Below are 16,418 nucleotides of genomic sequence, written 5' to 3' on the forward strand. Positions count from 1 at the left end.
CCGTGAACGAGAGCCATACCGCCCCCAGCATCCACAACTGGCGTGACTGGGTTGGTCTGGTGGCCCGACTGGTTCCCGGCATCGTCTTCCTCTACGCGGGGATCACGAAGATCACCAACATTCCTCTCTTCGTGCAGAACATCCGGGCCTACCAGTTGTTGCCGGAGTTGTGGATGAGCGACATCCTCGCCTACATCCTTCCCGTGGTGGAGATCGTGGCCGCACTCCTGCTGATAGCGGGACTGTTGACCCGCGGCGCGGCAGCGGTCACCCTCATGATGCTTGTCGTGTTCATCGGCGGGATCGCGTGGGTGTGGAGCCAGGGCATCAGCATCGATTGTGGATGCTTCGGCACCGGGGGTGAGGTGTCCGCGGAGGACACCCAGTACCCGCTGAAGATTGCCGAGAACCTCGGCATGTCAGCTCTTTGCGTCTGGCTTCTGGTGCGCCCCCGTTCCCTTTTCAGCCTCGACCACACGTTGTTGGGCGGAGGTGTCCCCGTTTCCGGCGACGCCCTGACCGACGACGACTTCGACGACGACCCCGATCACTGATCACCAACCAAGGAGTGACCGTATGGCCAACAATGCTGGCCCAAGCCGCCGTGAGGCAATGCGACTGAAGGCCGAGGCCGAAGAGGCCCGCGCCAAGCGCAACAGCCGCATCCTGTGGATCTCGCTGGGAGCCGTGGCCGTCGTGGTGGTGGTGATTCTCGCGCTGGTCATCACGCAGACGCTCGCCAAGAATGGTCCGTCCGCCGACCAGCAGACGCCGCCCAATGCAACCGAGAAGTTCGGCATCGAGCTGAAGACCAAGGACGTCGAACCCGCCGCGGACGCGGCGCACCTGGTCATCTGGGAGGACTACCAGTGCCCCGCCTGCGCGGCACGCGAGGAGGCTTTCGGCTCCGTGGTGAAGCAGCTCGTCGACGAGGGCAAGATCACCGTCGAGATCCGCACTGCGCACTTCCTTGACCCGCTCCTGCGCAACGACTCCTCCGAGCGCGCTGCCCTGGCGGCAGCCGCGGCCGACGAGGTGGGCAAGTTCCGCGAGTTCCACGAGACGGTCTACAAGGACCAGCCGGAGGAGGGTGTGGGCTACACGGACCAGCAGCTGCGCGTCGACTTCCCCACCGAGGCGGGGATCACCGGCGCAGACCTCACGAAGTTCCAGGAACTCTACGACGGCAAGGCGTTCGCCGATTTCGTGAAGAGCGCCAACGACCAGTTCACCCGAGACGGCATCTCGGGGACACCCACCTACATGGTGGGAGAGAACAAGCTGGAGTTCGCCGACGCGAGCAACCAGCCGTTGATCCAGCCGACACCGGAGGACATGCTGCGGGCCATCAACGAGGCCAACAACTGATCCACCATCACAGCCGCCGTCCCCGACAGGGGGCGGCGGTTGTGTGTTCCAGGAGTATCAGTTTGTAGCAATCTCTTGACACAAGCCGCACGACGGACAACACTTCACTTGTACCACTCATCCAATACAAGAGGTGTGACATGTCCGGTGGCCTGCTGTTGCTGTTCCCGATCGTCGCGATCATCACGCTGCTGGCAGCCGTGCTCATCGCCGTCCCCCGCCGTCGCCGGCTCGTGACCATCAACGAGCAGGACTTCCCCGCCCTGGCACGGTTGCGGTCGGTGAACACCGTGGCGCGGGTCGTGGGACTGGTCGTCGGCATCCTCGTGGTCGCCATGCTGGCGAACGCGGAGCGCCTGGGCCTCGGGCTGTTGCTCTCGCCCGCCGTGTTCGCCCTGACGCAGGTCCTCGCAACGCTGGTGGCCGGCGCCGTCACACACGACGCGGCCCGGACACGTGGCACTGCAGGGCTCGAGGTCCGCCGTTTGCGCCCGTACCTGCCCAGGGGCCTCACAGCGCTGGCCGCGTCCGCCACAGTCATTCTCGGGCTGGTCCTGGCGTGGACGACCGCAGTGGGCGCCCCCGACGACATGGGCCGGGATGGTCGCTCCTTCACGTATTCGTACCCGTGCGACACCGTGTGCACGGCGGGCTTCGGCCCGTGGCCGGGCTCCTACTACGCCGTTCCCCTCGCGGTTCTGCTCGCCATCGTCGTTGCCCTGGCTGTGGCAACAGTCCTGGTCACCGTGCGTCGCCCCCGCGACGCATCAGACCCGGAAATCGTGCGCGTGGACGACGTTGTCCGTGCCCGCGCCGTGGAATCCGTCGTTGCCGCGGTGGGTCTGGCGAGTGCCGCAAGCCTGTTCGCCGTCAGTCTGTTGGTGACGAACCTGGCCAACCCGCGCAACGTCGTCCCCCTCCTGCTCCGGATCCCGGGATGGGGGGCACTACTCCTGACGCTGGCGGCGCTACCGATGACGGTGTGGTGCGTCGTCATCCTCCTGCTGCCGGGCGCCACGGCACCCCTGAGGCCGGCTCCCCACGCGGCAGAGACACCCGTGGTGATCCCGTGAGCCTGCGAGTGCGCGTCGACACCTTCGACCCGACCCCCCCGTATGAGCAACTTCGTCGACAACTCGAGGAGCTCATCAGCACGGGGGGACTCGTCGACGGACAGCGCCTGCCGTCGGTCCGCCAACTGGCCGCCGACCTGTCGCTGGCAGCCGGGACGGTGGCCCGCACCTACGCCGAACTCGAGAAGGGTGGCCTGGTGGTCTCGCGCCGGGGCGCAGGCACACGCGTCACGGCCCCGACGACACTGCTGAAAGGCGGGACGCGGGAGGAGCGCCTCATGCAGTTGGTGCATGAGGTGGTCGGCCACGCAGTCGCGCTCGGGATGTCCCCGGAGTCGCTGGCCGCCACGGTCGAGCAGGCCATGCATGCGCAGGAGCCGCAGCAAGGGACGAGTCGGCCCCCACAATCCGTCTCCTGAGTAGACGCAGCGAGGAACGAGCAGCGCACGCCACTTCGTTTCCTGAGTGGCCCCGCGACGAACGAGGAGGGCGTATCCAAGGACCTCCCCCACCTCACCAGCCCTTCGAAACACCGCCATTCGTCCCTCATGGCGACACGCAGGGAACAAAACTCAAGGTGTCGGACATCCTCGAACGGCCGGGCCGAGCCGCAATTGGGGCGGGTCCCCCGGAGTCACTAGGATTCACCCCATGAGTGAGCACCAGCCGACCGGCCTTCCTGACAAACCCGTCCTCGAGGGACTGGAGTCGAAGTGGAGCCGGGTGTGGCGCGACGAGAAGACCTACGCCTTCGAGCGCCCCGGCAGCCGCACTGACGTTTTCAGCATCGACACCCCTCCCCCGACGGTGTCCGGCTCGCTGCACGTCGGTCACGTCTTCAGCTACACCCACACCGACCTGGTGGCCCGCTACCAGCGCATGCAGGGCAAGCAGGTGTTCTACCCGATGGGCTGGGACGACAACGGCCTTCCCACGGAACGCCGGGTCCAGAACTTCTACGGCGTCCGCTGCGACCCGTCGATCCCCTACGACCCCGACTTCACGGCACCGGCCAAGCCCGACCCGAAGCGCCAGGTGCCCATCAGCCGCGCCAACTTCATCGAGTTGTGCCACGAGTTGACGGCCGTCGACGAGCAGGCGTTCGAGGACATGTGGCGCCAGCTCGGCCTGTCCGTGGACTGGGACACGTTGTACGCCACCATCTCCGACGAGTCGCAGAAGGTGGCCCAGAAGGCGTTCCTCCGCAACCACGCCCGCGGGGAGGCGTACCTCTCCTTTGCCCCGACGCTGTGGGACGTGACGTTCTCCACCGCCGTCGCGCAGGCTGAGCTGGAGGCCCGTGAGTACCCCGGTGCCTACCATCGGGTTGCCTTCCACGGTGCCGACGGGCAGCCCATCCACATCGAGACCACCAGGCCCGAGCTTCTGGTCAGCGTCTGCGCACTCATCGCCCACCCGGACGATGAGCGGTACCAGGGCCTCTTCGGCACCACCGTCACCTCCCCACTGTTCGGCGTCGAGATCCCCGTCATGGCGCACCCCGCCGCCGAGCCCGACAAGGGTGCAGGCATCGCCATGTGCTGCACGTTCGGCGACCTCACCGACGTCATGTGGTGGCGCGAGCTGAACCTGCCCACCCGCACCGTGATCGGCCGCGACGGCCGCTTCATCCGTGACATGCCTGAGTGGGTCACCAACACCGAGGCCTACGAGGCGCTGGCCGGCAAGACGGCGTTCTCGGCACGCGAGGCCACCGTCGCGATGCTGCGCGAATCGGGCGACCTCGACGGCGAGCCCAAGCCCACCACCCGCATGGCGAACTTCTACGAGAAGGGCGACAAGCCCCTCGAGATCGTCGCCACCCGCCAGTGGTACATCCGCAACGGCGGACGCGACGACGAGCTGAAGGCCACGTTCCTGGAGCGCGGCAAGGAGCTGGAATTCTCGCCCGAGTACATGCGCCACCGCTACGAGAACTGGGTGGGCGGCCTGGCGGGCGACTGGCTCATCTCCCGCCAGCGCTTCTTCGGTGTCCCGTTCCCGGTCTGGTACCCCCTGGACGCCGACGGTGAACCCGATCACGACCGTCCGCTGATGGCCGACGAGGCGTCGCTGCCCGTCGACCCGGTGCGCCACCGCCCCGCCGGGTACAGCGAGGAGCAGCGGAACCAGCCGGGCGGCTTCATGGCCGACCCCGACATCATGGACACGTGGGCCACCTCGTCGCTGACCCCGCAGATCGCCTGCGGATGGGAGCGCGACGAGGAACTGTTCAACCTCACGTTCCCCATGGACATGGCTCCCCAGGCCCACGACATCATCCGCACCTGGCTGTTCAGCCGCGTGGTCCGTGCGCACTTCGAGAACGGCTCGCTGCCGTGGAAGCGCGCCACCATCTCGGGTTTCGTGACAGACCCGGACCGCAAGAAGATGTCCAAGTCCAAGGGCAACGTGGTGGTCCCCACCGACATCCTCGACAAGTTCGGCTCCGACGCCGTCCGCTGGCGCGCCGCCATGGCCCGCCCCGGGCTGGACTCCCCCTTCGACGAGTCGCAGATGAAGGTGGGCCGACGCCTCGCCATGAAGCTGTTGAACGCCGCCAAGTTCGTGCTGTCGCTGGCCGCTGACGCCGGCGGCCTCGAGGCCGTCACCAACCCCGTCGACAAGGCGGTGCTGGCCGGCCTTGCCGACGTGGTGCGCGGCGCCACCGCGGCCTTCGACGCCTTCGACTACACCTCCGCACTGGAGAAGGCCGAGACGTTCTTCTGGTCGTTCTGCGACGACTACCTGGAGCTCGTCAAGGAGCGCGCCTACGGTGCACAGTCCTCAGAGGAGCAGGCGTCGGCGCTGGCCGCGTTGGCGCTGGCACTTGATGTCCAGCTGCGTCTGTTCGCCCCGTTCATGCCCTTCGTCACGGAAGAGGCCTGGCGCTGGACCCACGAGGGGTCCATCCACCGCGCCGCCTGGCCGAGTGTCGACGAACTGTCCGTCGACGGCGACGGCGCCCTCCTGGGGGATGTGGCAGCAGCACTCATCACCATCCGGGGGGCGAAGTCGAACGCCAAGGTCTCCATGAAGACCGAGGTGTCCACGGCAGCCTTCTCGGGACCGGCCGACGTGGTCGAACGCCTCAAGACCATCGAGGCTGACCTCCGATCGGTGGGACGCCTCGTCGGTGACGTGACGTGGAGCACCAACGACCAGCCGCTCGCGGTGCAGGTCGAGCTGGTCGAACAGAGCGCCTGATCAGCGACCTGCTGTGCTGATCACCGACGTGGAGTGGCCCCGGCTGCCTCGCGAGTTCTTCCAGCACCCCGTGCGCGAACTCGCCCCCCGGCTGCTGGGCTGCCACATCGTGAGCGCTGATGGCATCGTGGTGCGCATCACGGAGCTGGAGGCCTATGACGGTGAGGACGATCCCGGCTCGCACGCCTTCCGTGGTCTCACCCCACGCAACAAGACGATGTTCGGCGACGCCGGCCACCTGTACGTGTACCGCCACATGGGCCTGCATTCGTGCTGCAACATCGTGGCCTCCACGAAGGACCACGCCAACGGTTGCCTCGTGCGTGCCGGGGAGGTGGTGGCGGGTATCGAACTGGCCCGCGCCCGCCGCTCCGCTGCGGGCGTGACGAGACGCGACCGCGACCTGGCGCAGGGCCCCGGCCGGCTGACAGTCGTGCTGGGCATCAACTGGCTGGACGACGGCCTGGACCTCTGCGCACGTGACTCCCCCATCTGGGTGTCCGACCGCCTCAGCAAGCCCCTCGTCGCGACGGGCCCGCGCATTGGCCTGCGACCGGAGGCCACGGACCCCGAGCACCTGCAGCTGCGCTACAGGATCCCGGGGGACCCGACCGTCTCCGGCCCGGGCCCCCTGAACCGCTGACCCGGCGGATCTCGTGGAGCACACCGCCGAGCTCGTTCTTTCGAGGATCGCCCACCCCGAGCTTCCCGGACGACGTGTCCAGCTCAAGTCCACGTTCGTCCACCGTGAGTCGTGCGGGTGCAGCGTCGCGTCCACGTCCCGACTGGGTGCGGTCGCCGGCTCGGCGCCCACGAACAGCCTCCGCGCAGGGGTGGAGGATGAGGATCATGAAAAGTGAGGGACAACGAACGATCGTGGCGTCGACGGAGGAAGTGGTCGCCCGCGCGGTTGCGCTGACGGATCTGGCCGGCCGGCAGGTCCTGGGGCTGGTCGGGGCCCCAGGATCAGGGAAGTCGACGATCGCCGACATGATCGCCATGGCAGTTGGTCCCACGGCCCAGGTGGTCGAAATGGACGGCTATCACCTGTCCAACGATCTGCTCACCCGGCTGGGAAGGCGCGACAGGAAGGGCGCCGCAGACACCTTTGACGCGGCTGGCTACGTCGATCTTCTCCGAAGGCTTCGGGATCCTGGGTCTGGAACCGTGTACGCGCCCGTCTTCGACCGTGAACGTGATCTGGCGATCGTCGGCGCGACCGCGGTTGCGGAGTCCTGTCAACTGGTCATCACCACGGGCAACTACCTCCTGCTCGACGAGCCGCCGTGGTCTGGGGTGAGCAAACTTCTGGACCACGCCTGGTTCCTGGAGCCCGACGAAGAACGGCGGATGTCTCAGCTCGTCGCCCGTCATGAGCGGTACGGCAGGACCCCGGAAGAGGCCCGAGGTTGGGCGCTGTCCACGGATGAGCCGAACGCCGAACTCGTCCGGGGCAGCCGACACAACGCCGACCTGGTGATACGTCTGAGTTGAACAGGGATCAGGATTCCGCCGATCAACACATGACGCGTGCCCTTCGGCCATGCACAACCGCCCCCGCCTCCGCCAGCGATGGGGAGAGCGGGAGCCCGGAGGCACGCAGGGTGTATCTGATGGCGAGGGTGCGGCCGCCGACGGGATCCTCAGAGCCCGAGGCGGGCCAGGTACGGGTTGACGAAGCGACGTTGCGGGTCCAGGCGACTCACGAGATCCCGGTAGTCATCCCAGCGTGGGTAGCGTGCCGCGATCACGTTCGGTGCCATGGTGAACACCTTGCCCCAGTGCGGCCTGGCGCTCGCGGGCAGGGCTGCTTCCAGCCGTGGGAGGAGGCCGCGGACGGCTTCCTCGTCCGGCTTCCACGTGAAGTGGAGGGCAACCGTCGGCGACCCGTACGCCGGGGAGAGCCACAGATCATCCCCGGCCATGGTGCGAATCTCGCTGACGTGGAGCAGGGGCGCGATCTCGTGGGCGAAGCCGCGGACCGCCTCGATGGCCGCGACGGCGTCCTTGCGAGGCAGGAGGTACTCGGTCTGCAGTTCCTCCCCCACCGACGGTGTGAACGCCAGACGGAAGTGTGGGAGCCGGTCGAACCATGGACCGGGCACACCCTGCTGGCGCGTGCACGGCTCCGGATTGATGCCGGGAATGGGGTGGCGCTCCCCGTCAGCGGTGCGGACACCCGGCAGGGGCAGTCCCGCAGGGGTGGCTGACGTGCGGGTCTTGACCCAGACCTGGTCGATGGCGTCCCGGTCCTGCCAGGTGGTGAAGAAACTGACGCTGTTGCCGGCGGTCGTGACGGCGTCGAGGTCCTCCAGGACGTCGTCCCACCGGGCCCCTTCCCATACGCTCTGGGCAACCTCGTAGGTGGGCTCGACGTCGAGGTCGATCTGGGTGACGATCCCGAGTGCACCCAGTGCGACGACGGCGCCATCGAAGTCGTCGTCACCGCGCGAGCGGTGGACCTGCTCACCGGCACCGGTGATCATCTGGAGGCCCGCGACCTGGGTGGCAAGTGAGCCGATGCGGTCGCCGGAGCCGTGGGTGCCCGTCTGCACGGCCCCGCCCACGGAGATGTGCGGCAGCGACGCCAGGTTTGCCAGCGCCACACCCCAGCGCTCAAGCGTTGGTACGAGGTCGCCGTACCGCATCCCTGCAGGCACCCTGATGGTCTTCTCGTCGATGCGGAGCACCTCGGAGTTCCCGGCGATGGCGGCCAGGGACACCAGCACCGCGTCGGTGTCGGCGAGGTCGTTGAAGGAGTGCCGGCTGCCCAGCACCCGCACCCGGGCCTCCGACGCCACCAGATCCACCAGTTCGTCGACGCTGCCCGGCTCGACGAGCCGCGTGGCGCCGTAGGCGATGTTGCCCGCCCAGTTGCGCCCGACGGCACTTCCCTGCGTGGTGCTCTCCATGGAGAAGTCTCCTTGTTCGTGGCGCGGACGCCCGTGTACTCAGACGCGTGCCGGGGGGATCGCAGGCGGTGTTGCCGCCGGCTTGTCGGCGAGGCGCTGCAACGCCTGCGCGATGGCGACGTCCAGTTGCACGTCGCCGTCGGACTCCCAGTCCGCCGGGCCCACGGGCACGACGATGTCGGGGTCGGTGCCGTGGTTCTCGAGCCCGTAGCCCTGCAGGTCGAAGGCGTGGGCGTAGCGCGGCTGCGTCACCTCGGTGCCATCCACCAGGGAGAACCGGCCGTCGATGCCCACGACGCCACCCCAGCTGCGCTCCCCCACCACGGGGCCGAGCCCCAGGTTCTGGGCTGCACCGGTGACGATGTCACCGTCGGAGCCCGCGTAGGGGTTGGTGACGAACACCACGGGACCTCGCAGGCCCTGTGTGGGGTAGGTGAACGGCTTGTCGAAGTGGCGGCCGAAGCCCCACCCGATGACCTTGCGTGCAAGCCGTTCGATGACCAGTTCCGAGGTGTGGCCACCTCCGTTGAAGCGCACGTCGGCGATCACGGCGTCGCAGCGCGTGGCGGCCTCGATGAGCCGGTGGAACTCGGCCCAGCCGTGCGCGGCCATGTCCGGCACGTGCACGTACCCGATCCGCCCACCGGACTTCTCGGTCACATAGGCGGCACGGCTGGCAACCCACTCGTGGTAATGGAGGCTTGCCTCACTGTGGATGGGGACCACCGCCACGCGCCGCTTCATGCGGCCGCGGACGAGAGAGAGCTCCACCACCTTGTCCGCGGCACCCTGCAGCAGCACCCCGATGTCCGGCACCTCGGCCGTGGGGCGGCCGTCGATGGCCACGACGACGTCGCCCTCCTGTGCGCCGACTCCAGCGGCCCGCAGGGGCGAGCGTGCACTCGGGTCGGAGGATTCCCCCGGCAGGATGCGGGCAATGGTGACCTCACCCTTCGCGTTGCGGGCGAACTCCGCCCCCAACCATCCGGTGCCGGGGCCGTCGCCGTCGGCGGGCGGGAACACGTAGGCGTGGGACGTGTTGAGTTCTCCGACCGTCTCCCACAAAACGTCCACGAGGTCGTCGTGGCTGGCGAGTTCCTCCACCAGCGGGCGGTACCCGGCACAGACGGCGGCCCAGTCGATCCCGTCCATGTCCTCCCGCCAGTAGTGGTCGCGCATCAGGCGGGCGTTCTCGTCGAACATCTGCCGCCATTCGTCGCGGGGGTTGATGCGGCGACGCAGGCGGCTGAGGTCGACGCCGATGTGGGCGTCCTCGTCCTCACCGGGCTTGGACTCGGCGGACTGCACGAACACGTCGTCACCGTTGCGCACCACCAGCTGCCTGCCGTCGCCGCTGACCTGGGCGCTGTCACAGGCGTCCACCACGACGGCGAGCTTGCGCTTGGTCACGTCGTAGAACTCCACGGAGTCCTTGGCCTCGTCGCCCGGCACCTTCCCGGAGCCGAGTTCGCCCGTGTAGGCCGACATACGGCGCCACAGCACCCCGTTGCGGGTGGTATCCAGCCATGCATAACGGCCGGAGGGCACGGGCAGCGGCAGCATCCTGTCCTCGAACCCGTCCAGGTCCAGCACCACGGGGTCCGGCTTCGGCTCCTCGGGGGCTCCCTGCTTGGGCTCCTCCTCCTCGGCCTCACTGATGGCCCAGCCGTCAGCGGACGGCCCGAACGGTGCGGGATCCTCAGCGCGGACGGGGACCACGAACGGCCGCACGGTGTTGGTGAACGACAGGTCGAAGGTGAGCTCGTCGTAGGTGGGGTCGATGGTGCGGCTGGACAGGAAGTACAGGTACTTGCCGTCCTGGCTGAAGGACGGGGAGAAGTCGTTGAACTGGCCGCGGGTCAGCTGAAAGGCCTTGTCATCGGTCAGGTCGTGACCCACGAGCCGGCCCAGCATGCCCTCGTTCGCGACCGCTTCACGCCACACCAGGTAGCGGGAGTCCGGGGAGAACACCAGTCCGGTGGCCTCGCCCTCACTGGAGCGTCCCACCTTCCTGACGGTGTTCTTCGCGACGTCGACGACGTACACGGTGCCGTCGTGGCTCGCCACCGCCACGAGCGTGCCGTCGGTGTTGGGTGCCAGACCCAGCACGCGTCCCAGCTTGCCCTGCGCGATCCGCCGGGCGTCGCCGTCGCCGTCCAACGCCATGGTCTCGAGGCAGTCGTCGCCCTCGGCGTCGCTGGCCCAGATCCCACGCCCGGAGGTGCCCAGCACCTGGGGTTCGCGGATGCGCACGCCCGGCAGATCGCTGAGAGCGCGCGCCGGCCCGCTGCGATGCGTGAGGAACCAGGCGGATCCGCGCCAGTCCAGCAGCGACCCGTCGCCACCGTGGTCGGGGCCGACGGCCTCCAGCCGGTCGGTGGGCGCCAGCACCATCGGCTCGGGGTCCCCGAGTGCAGTGGTGACGTCGATACGGCGGGGGGTGGCGTCGAGTGAATCCATGATGAACAGCTGTCCGCGGGCGTGGTAGACCACGCGGGTGCCGTCGGTGGTGGCGTCGCGGACGTAGCCGTCCTCGAACGTGTGATGCGTGTGCTGGCGCAGGTCGGCGCCGGTGCCATCAACGGACCACACCTGTGCCTGTCCGTCCGGTGTGCCGGGCAGGGAGGCGCCGAGGTCGGAGGTGAACACCAGTCGGTCACCCACCCAGGAGGGCAGGGCGAGGCTGGCCTTCTCCGCAGGCAGCAGCCGTTCCCATGTCTGCCGCGCCGGGTCCGAGATCCACAGACGCACAGCCATGCCGCCGCGGTAGCGCTTCCACCGCTCGGGGCCCTGGAAGTTGGGTGATGCCACGACGACGCGACCGTCACCGTGGAGGGCGGCCGCCATGGCGGGCCCCCAGGGAAGTCGTTCGAGGTCACCGTCGAGGGAGACGGAGAAGAGGCTCGTCATGGCCCGGTTGCCGTCGGCGTGGTCGGAGGCCAGAAGGATGTGGTCGGCGTCGAGCCAGCCGGACACCAGCATGCGGCGGGCGCCCACCCAGGTGAGCCGCCGTCGGCCACCGGCGAGGTCCACCACGTACAGGTCGAGGCCGCCGTGCACCCCACTGACGAACGCGACACGCTCTCCCTCCGGCGAGAACCGGGGGCTGCGCGGCGGGTAGCCGTCGGCCGTGAGTCTGTGCGCGCGTCCGCCCTCCGCGGGCGACAACCACAGGTCGTCGTCGGCGACGAAGACCACATGGTCCTCATGGACGTGCGGGTACCTCAAATAGCCACGGCTCATGGGGTCAAACCTACCCAACGTGGCGAGGGGCATCCACCAGCGCAGAGACTCAGAAACGCCCCGCAGGCTGCGAAGTCGCAGCCCTCGGGGCGTTTTCAGGGAGTCTGTCTCAGGCGGAGAGTTCCCTGCGGCGGGCCAGCTTGGCACGCGGCACGAATTCCGGGCCTGTGTTGCCGAGTACCGCATCGCGGTTGATGATGACCTGCGCGACGTCCTCGCTGGAGGGCACCTCGAACATCACCTCGAGCAGCAGTTCCTCGAGGATGGCCCGAAGCCCACGGGCTCCCGTGCCGCGCTCCAGGGCCTGGTCGGCGATGGCCTCCACAGCGTCGGGTGTGAAGTCGAGACGGACACCGTCGAGTTCGAACAACCGACAGAACTGCTTGGTGAGGGCGTTGCGGGGCTCGGTGAGGATCCGGACGAGGGACTCACGATCCAGCGGGGTGACGCTGGAGATCATGGGCAGACGGCCGATGAACTCGGGGATGAGACCGAACTTGTGCAGGTCCTGGGGACGCACCAGTGCGAACGGGTCCGTCACCTCCTGCTTGGTTTCGGAGCGTCTGCTGAACCCGAGCGGCTGCTTGCCGATGCGCGCGTTCACGATCTCCTCGAGGCCGGAGAACGCGCCTCCCACGATGAAGAGGATCTTGGTGGTGTCGATCTGCAGGAAGTCCTGGTGCGGGTGCTTGCGGCCGCCCTGCGGCGGCACGGAGGCGACGGTGCCCTCGAGGATCTTGAGCAGCGCCTGTTGCACCCCCTCGCCGGAGACGTCGCGGGTGATCGACGGGTTCTCGCTCTTGCGGGCGACCTTGTCGATCTCGTCGATGTAGATGATCCCGGTTTCGGCTTTCTTGATGTCGAAATCGGCTGCCTGGATCAGTTTCAGCAGGATGTTCTCGACGTCCTCGCCGACGTAGCCCGCCTCGGTCAGGGCGGTGGCATCCGCCATGGCGAAGGGCACGTTCAGCATGCGCGCCAGCGTCTGCGCCAGGTACGTCTTGCCGCAGCCCGTGGGGCCGATGAGCAGGATGTTGGACTTGCCCACCTCCACCTGTTCGTGCTCCGAGGCGTGGCGCGGCGCCTCCGCGTCGGACTGGATGCGCTTGTAGTGGTTGTAGACCGCGACACTCAACGCCTTCTTGGCGGAGTCCTGTCCGATCACGTAGGTGTCTAGGAAGTCGCGGATTTCGCGCGGCTTCGGCAGTTCCTCCGCAAGACCGATGTCGCTGGTCTCCGGGAACTCCTCCTCGATGATTTCGTTGCACAGCCCGATGCACTCGTCGCAGATGTAGACACCGGGGCCGGCGATGAGCTTCTTGACCTGCTTCTGGCTCTTGCCACAAAAGTTGCACTTGAACAGTTCACTGGACTCGCCTATGCGCGCCATGTCCTCACCCCCTGGTGTCTCGATGTCTGCCGTGGATACGTTGATCTCACCCTACCTGTCCGGGTGTCACCGCGAAGGGCAACACCCGGTTCAGGCATGGATGGTGAGGCTGTCAGGAATCCAGGCCCTTGAGGGAGGGAAGGATGTCGTCGATGATGCCGTACTTCACGGCCTCGGCGGCCGTCAGGTACTTGTCGCGCTCAATGTCGCGGCTGACCTGCTCGACGGGCTGGCCCGTGTCGTCGGCCAGCATCTGCTCCATGAGCGAGCGGATGCGCATGATCTCGCGCGCCTGGATCTCCAGGTCCGAGGACTGGCCGTAGCCGCCCTCGGTTGCCGGCTGGTGGATCAGGATGCGCGAGTTCGGCAGGGCCAGACGCTTGCCGGGGGTTCCGGCGGCCAGGATCAGCGCCGCCGCGGAGGCAGCCTGACCCAGGCACACGGTCTGGATTTCCGGCTTGATGTAGCGCATCGTGTCGTAGATCGCCGTCAGTGCGGTGAAGGAGCCACCGGGTGAGTTGATGTAGATGGAGATCTGGCGGTCGGCGTCCATCGACTGCAGGCACAGCAGCTGCGCCATCACCGCGTTGGCGATGTCGTCGGAGATGGGGGTGCCGAGGAAGATGATGCGGTCCTCGAACAGCTTGGTGTAGGGATCCACACGACGCACGCCGTAGCTGGTGCGCTCCTCCCACTGCGGGATGTAATAGTCCATCGAGGGACCGGCCGGGGCAATGCCGGCGGGAACGGGATTCATCACTGGTTCGGAGCCTCCGAGTTGATCTGGGACGCACGCTCGTACACGTGGTCAATGAAGCCGTAGTCGAGCGCCTGCTCCGCGGTGAACCACCGGTCGCGGTCGGAGTCGATCCCGATCTGCTCGACGCTCTGGCCGGTGTGCTCGGCAATCAGGCCCGCCATGGTCTTCTTGATGTGCAGCGACTGCTCCGCCTGGATCCGGATGTCGGAGGCGGTGCCGCCGAGGCCACCGGAGGGCTGGTGCATCATGATGCGGCTGTGCGGAAGCGCGAAGCGCTTGCCGCGGGTGCCCGCCGACAGCAGGAACTGCCCCATGGAGGCGGCGAGCCCCATGGCGACGGTGGCCACGTCGTTGCTGATCCACTGCATGGTGTCAAAGATCGCCATGCCCGAGTCGACGGAGCCACCCGGGGAGTTGATGTAGAGGTAGATGTCCTTGTGCGGGTCCTCGGCGTTCAGCAACAGCATCTGAGCGCAGATCGCGTTCGCATTGTCGTCCTTGACCTCAGAGCCCAGGAAGATGATGCGGTTGGCGAGCAACGAGGAATACACGTTGTCAGTCATGCCCAAGCCGGCGCCCTGAGGCGCGGCCATGGTGATTGGTTCGTTCGGCTTCGCGTTCACGTCCCCAAACCTACCGGCATCTCCCCCACACCCAAGGCCAACCCCGCAACGTTCGCCCAACGAGGAACGTTTCGATGACCGCGCTCAGGCGTGGCAGCGGCGATGCAGCTCCCGGACGCGCTCGGCCAGCAGCGGTGCGGGGCCGTCGACGCGCAGTCCGGGGACCACGGCGGTGATCGGCAGTGGGGCCACCGGGGACGGGGCCACGCCCAGTTCGCGGAGCCACTCCCCCAGCTGCACGGTGGAGGTGGCGTAGACGATGCGCCCCAGCCCCACCCAGCCGTGAGCGGCCGCACACATGGCGCAGTGCTCACCCGAGGTGTAGGTCACGGCGGCGGCACGCTGCTCGGGCGTGAGGTTCTCGGCCGCCCACCGGGCGATGGCGAACTCGGGGTGTCGGGTCCTGTCCCCGCCGGAGATGCGGTTGTGGTCCCGGAACACCCACTGGCCGTCGAGGACCAGCACGGAGCCGAACGGCTCGTCGCCGGCCCTCACGGCCTCCTCCGCCAGGTCCACGGCCATCTCGAGGAACGCCATGTCCTGACTGCTGAGCATGGTCACGTCGGTTCCTCCACGGTCTTGGGATTGGCGGCGATGAGGGCGTTGATCCAGCGGGTACGAGGATCGCTGTCGAGCAGCATGGCCTTGATCATGAGCGTGAACGGCAGGGCGATGAGGGCACCCAGTGGGCCGAACACTGCAGTCCACAGCAGCAGGGAGATGAAGGAGACCGTCGGGGTGATGCCGACGGCGTCACCCGTGAACTTCGGTTGGATGATCGACTGGATGACGAAGTTCATGACGCTGTAGGCCAGCACGACGATGAGCGCCGTCACCGGGCCCTTCTCCACGAGTGCCAACAGGGCCGGGGGCAGCAGTCCGATGATGAAGCCGACGTTGGGGATGTAGTTGGTGATGAAGCTCAGCACGGCCCACACCAGCGGCAGCGGGACGCCCAGCAGCAGCAGTACTCCGCCGTCGAGTGCGGCGACGATGATGCCGAAGATGGTGGTCACCAGCCAGTAGCGGCGGATGCCGGAGATGAACGTCTCGATGTTGCTGCTGAAGGCGGGGTGAAGCCTGTCGGTGATGCCCATGCGCTCCTTCATGGACGGCAGGTCCATGACCATGAACACCATGGCCACCAGCACCACCAGGATGATGCCCGTGGCGCCGGACGCGTTGGAGACCAGACCCTTGACCACGCCCAGCACGTTGGACGGCGAGACGGATTTCAGCTGGTCCAGCAGCGCCGACTCGTCGAAGCCGACGCGTCCCAGCAGCTGGATGGCGTGGGTGTAGAGCTCAGTGAACTGGTCGCTGTAGCCGCGCAGGGCCGTGACCATGGAGGTTCCCGACCACACGATCGCGGCGACGCCGGCGGCCAGCACTAGGAGAACGGTCAGGCCCGTGGCGATGGCGGCAAGGGCGCGCGGCACCTTCACGCGCACCAGGACCGTGTAGACCGGGTAGGCGGCGATGAGCAGGTTCACGCCCAGGAAGACGGGCGCGATGATGTCGGCGAACGTGGAGAGCAGGCCGATGGCCAGGGCGGTGGCGCCCAGCGCGATGGCCACGCCGGTGGCCCGCGAGAATCCTGGCTGCACTTCCACCTCAACGATGGCGTTGCCCACCTCGGCCCTCGCCCCGGGGGATGCCGTCGTCTCCGGGGACGTCGTTGTCGTCTCCGACGAGGCGGGCGCCTGGTTGTCCTCCAGGGTGGCGGACCCTGCCTGAAGGGTGGCGTGGACCTCGTCCCCGCCCGCGGATCGACGCGCGGTGCTGCCCTCCTCGGGCGTGGGGTTCTTCTCGCTCATGGGGCCTCCGTCGGTTGAATGAAAC

14 protein-coding genes are annotated in these 16,418 nt (G+C 67.6%); 7 read left to right on the forward strand and 7 right to left on the reverse strand.

The annotated features are described in order from the left end of the window. Nucleotides 1–2 precede the first annotated feature (2 nt). The 7 genes from EAX62_RS15150 to EAX62_RS15175 all read left to right on the forward strand — a co-directional run bounded on the left by EAX62_RS15150 (nt 3) and on the right by EAX62_RS15175 (nt 7,142). Nucleotides 3–554, forward strand: a complete 552-nt coding sequence (locus EAX62_RS15150) for a MauE/DoxX family redox-associated membrane protein (protein ID WP_233557997.1) — start codon at nt 3–5, stop codon at nt 552–554. Nucleotides 555–576: 22 nt separating this feature from the next. Further along, complete coding sequence (locus EAX62_RS15155; protein ID WP_121902575.1) at nt 577–1,368, forward strand: DsbA family protein; 792 nt, start codon at nt 577–579, stop codon at nt 1,366–1,368. A 140-nt stretch (nt 1,369–1,508) separates the two neighbouring features. After that, nucleotides 1,509–2,441 carry a hypothetical protein gene (locus tag EAX62_RS17225; RefSeq protein WP_233557998.1) on the forward strand — a complete coding sequence of 311 codons (933 nt, stop codon included), beginning with the start codon at nt 1,509–1,511 and terminating at the stop codon, nt 2,439–2,441. Then, nucleotides 2,438–2,860, forward strand: a complete 423-nt coding sequence (locus EAX62_RS15160) for a GntR family transcriptional regulator (protein WP_233557999.1) — start codon at nt 2,438–2,440, stop codon at nt 2,858–2,860. The genes EAX62_RS17225 and EAX62_RS15160 overlap by 4 nt, the downstream gene beginning before the upstream one ends. A gap of 232 nt (nt 2,861–3,092) precedes the next feature. Then, on the forward strand, nt 3,093–5,648 hold the full coding sequence (gene valS, locus EAX62_RS15165) for a valine--tRNA ligase (protein WP_121902577.1): 2,556 nt from the start codon (nt 3,093–3,095) through the stop codon (nt 5,646–5,648). A 13-nt stretch (nt 5,649–5,661) separates the two neighbouring features. Beyond that, complete coding sequence (locus EAX62_RS15170; RefSeq protein WP_121902578.1) at nt 5,662–6,291, forward strand: DNA-3-methyladenine glycosylase; 630 nt, start codon at nt 5,662–5,664, stop codon at nt 6,289–6,291. A gap of 206 nt (nt 6,292–6,497) precedes the next feature. Next, nucleotides 6,498–7,142, forward strand: a complete 645-nt coding sequence (locus EAX62_RS15175) for a nucleoside/nucleotide kinase family protein (RefSeq protein ID WP_121902579.1) — start codon at nt 6,498–6,500, stop codon at nt 7,140–7,142. 149 nt (nt 7,143–7,291) lie between these two features. Here the strand turns inward: EAX62_RS15175 and EAX62_RS15180 are convergent, their stop codons facing one another. The 7 genes from EAX62_RS15180 to EAX62_RS15210 form a co-directional block, all read right to left on the reverse strand. Beyond that, nucleotides 7,292–8,560, reverse strand: a complete 1,269-nt coding sequence (locus EAX62_RS15180) for an FAD-binding protein (protein WP_121902580.1) — start codon at nt 8,558–8,560, stop codon at nt 7,292–7,294. A gap of 39 nt (nt 8,561–8,599) precedes the next feature. Then, nucleotides 8,600–11,803 carry a S41 family peptidase gene (locus tag EAX62_RS15185; protein ID WP_121902581.1) on the reverse strand — a complete coding sequence of 1,068 codons (3,204 nt, stop codon included), beginning with the start codon at nt 11,801–11,803 and terminating at the stop codon, nt 8,600–8,602. A 109-nt stretch (nt 11,804–11,912) separates the two neighbouring features. Beyond that, nucleotides 11,913–13,193, reverse strand: a complete 1,281-nt coding sequence (gene clpX / locus EAX62_RS15190; RefSeq protein ID WP_121902582.1) for an ATP-dependent Clp protease ATP-binding subunit ClpX — start codon at nt 13,191–13,193, stop codon at nt 11,913–11,915. Nucleotides 13,194–13,305: 112 nt separating this feature from the next. Next, on the reverse strand, nt 13,306–13,950 hold the full coding sequence (locus EAX62_RS15195; RefSeq protein ID WP_199711325.1) for an ATP-dependent Clp protease proteolytic subunit: 645 nt from the start codon (nt 13,948–13,950) through the stop codon (nt 13,306–13,308). Then, nucleotides 13,950–14,546 carry an ATP-dependent Clp protease proteolytic subunit gene (locus EAX62_RS15200; RefSeq protein ID WP_121902583.1) on the reverse strand — a complete coding sequence of 199 codons (597 nt, stop codon included), beginning with the start codon at nt 14,544–14,546 and terminating at the stop codon, nt 13,950–13,952. The genes EAX62_RS15195 and EAX62_RS15200 overlap by 1 nt, the downstream gene beginning before the upstream one ends. Nucleotides 14,547–14,660: 114 nt before the next feature. After that, entirely contained in the window at nt 14,661–15,131 is a 471-nt protein-coding gene (locus EAX62_RS15205) for a nucleoside deaminase (RefSeq protein WP_121902659.1), read from the reverse strand. A gap of 2 nt (nt 15,132–15,133) precedes the next feature. After that, on the reverse strand, nt 15,134–16,393 hold the full coding sequence (locus EAX62_RS15210) for an AI-2E family transporter (RefSeq protein ID WP_121902584.1): 1,260 nt from the start codon (nt 16,391–16,393) through the stop codon (nt 15,134–15,136). Nucleotides 16,394–16,418 lie beyond the last annotated feature (25 nt).

The sequence above is a fragment of the Tessaracoccus antarcticus genome, assembly GCF_003688855.1.
In the GTDB taxonomy this organism is placed as follows: Bacteria; Actinomycetota; Actinomycetes; order Propionibacteriales; family Propionibacteriaceae; genus Arachnia; species Arachnia antarctica.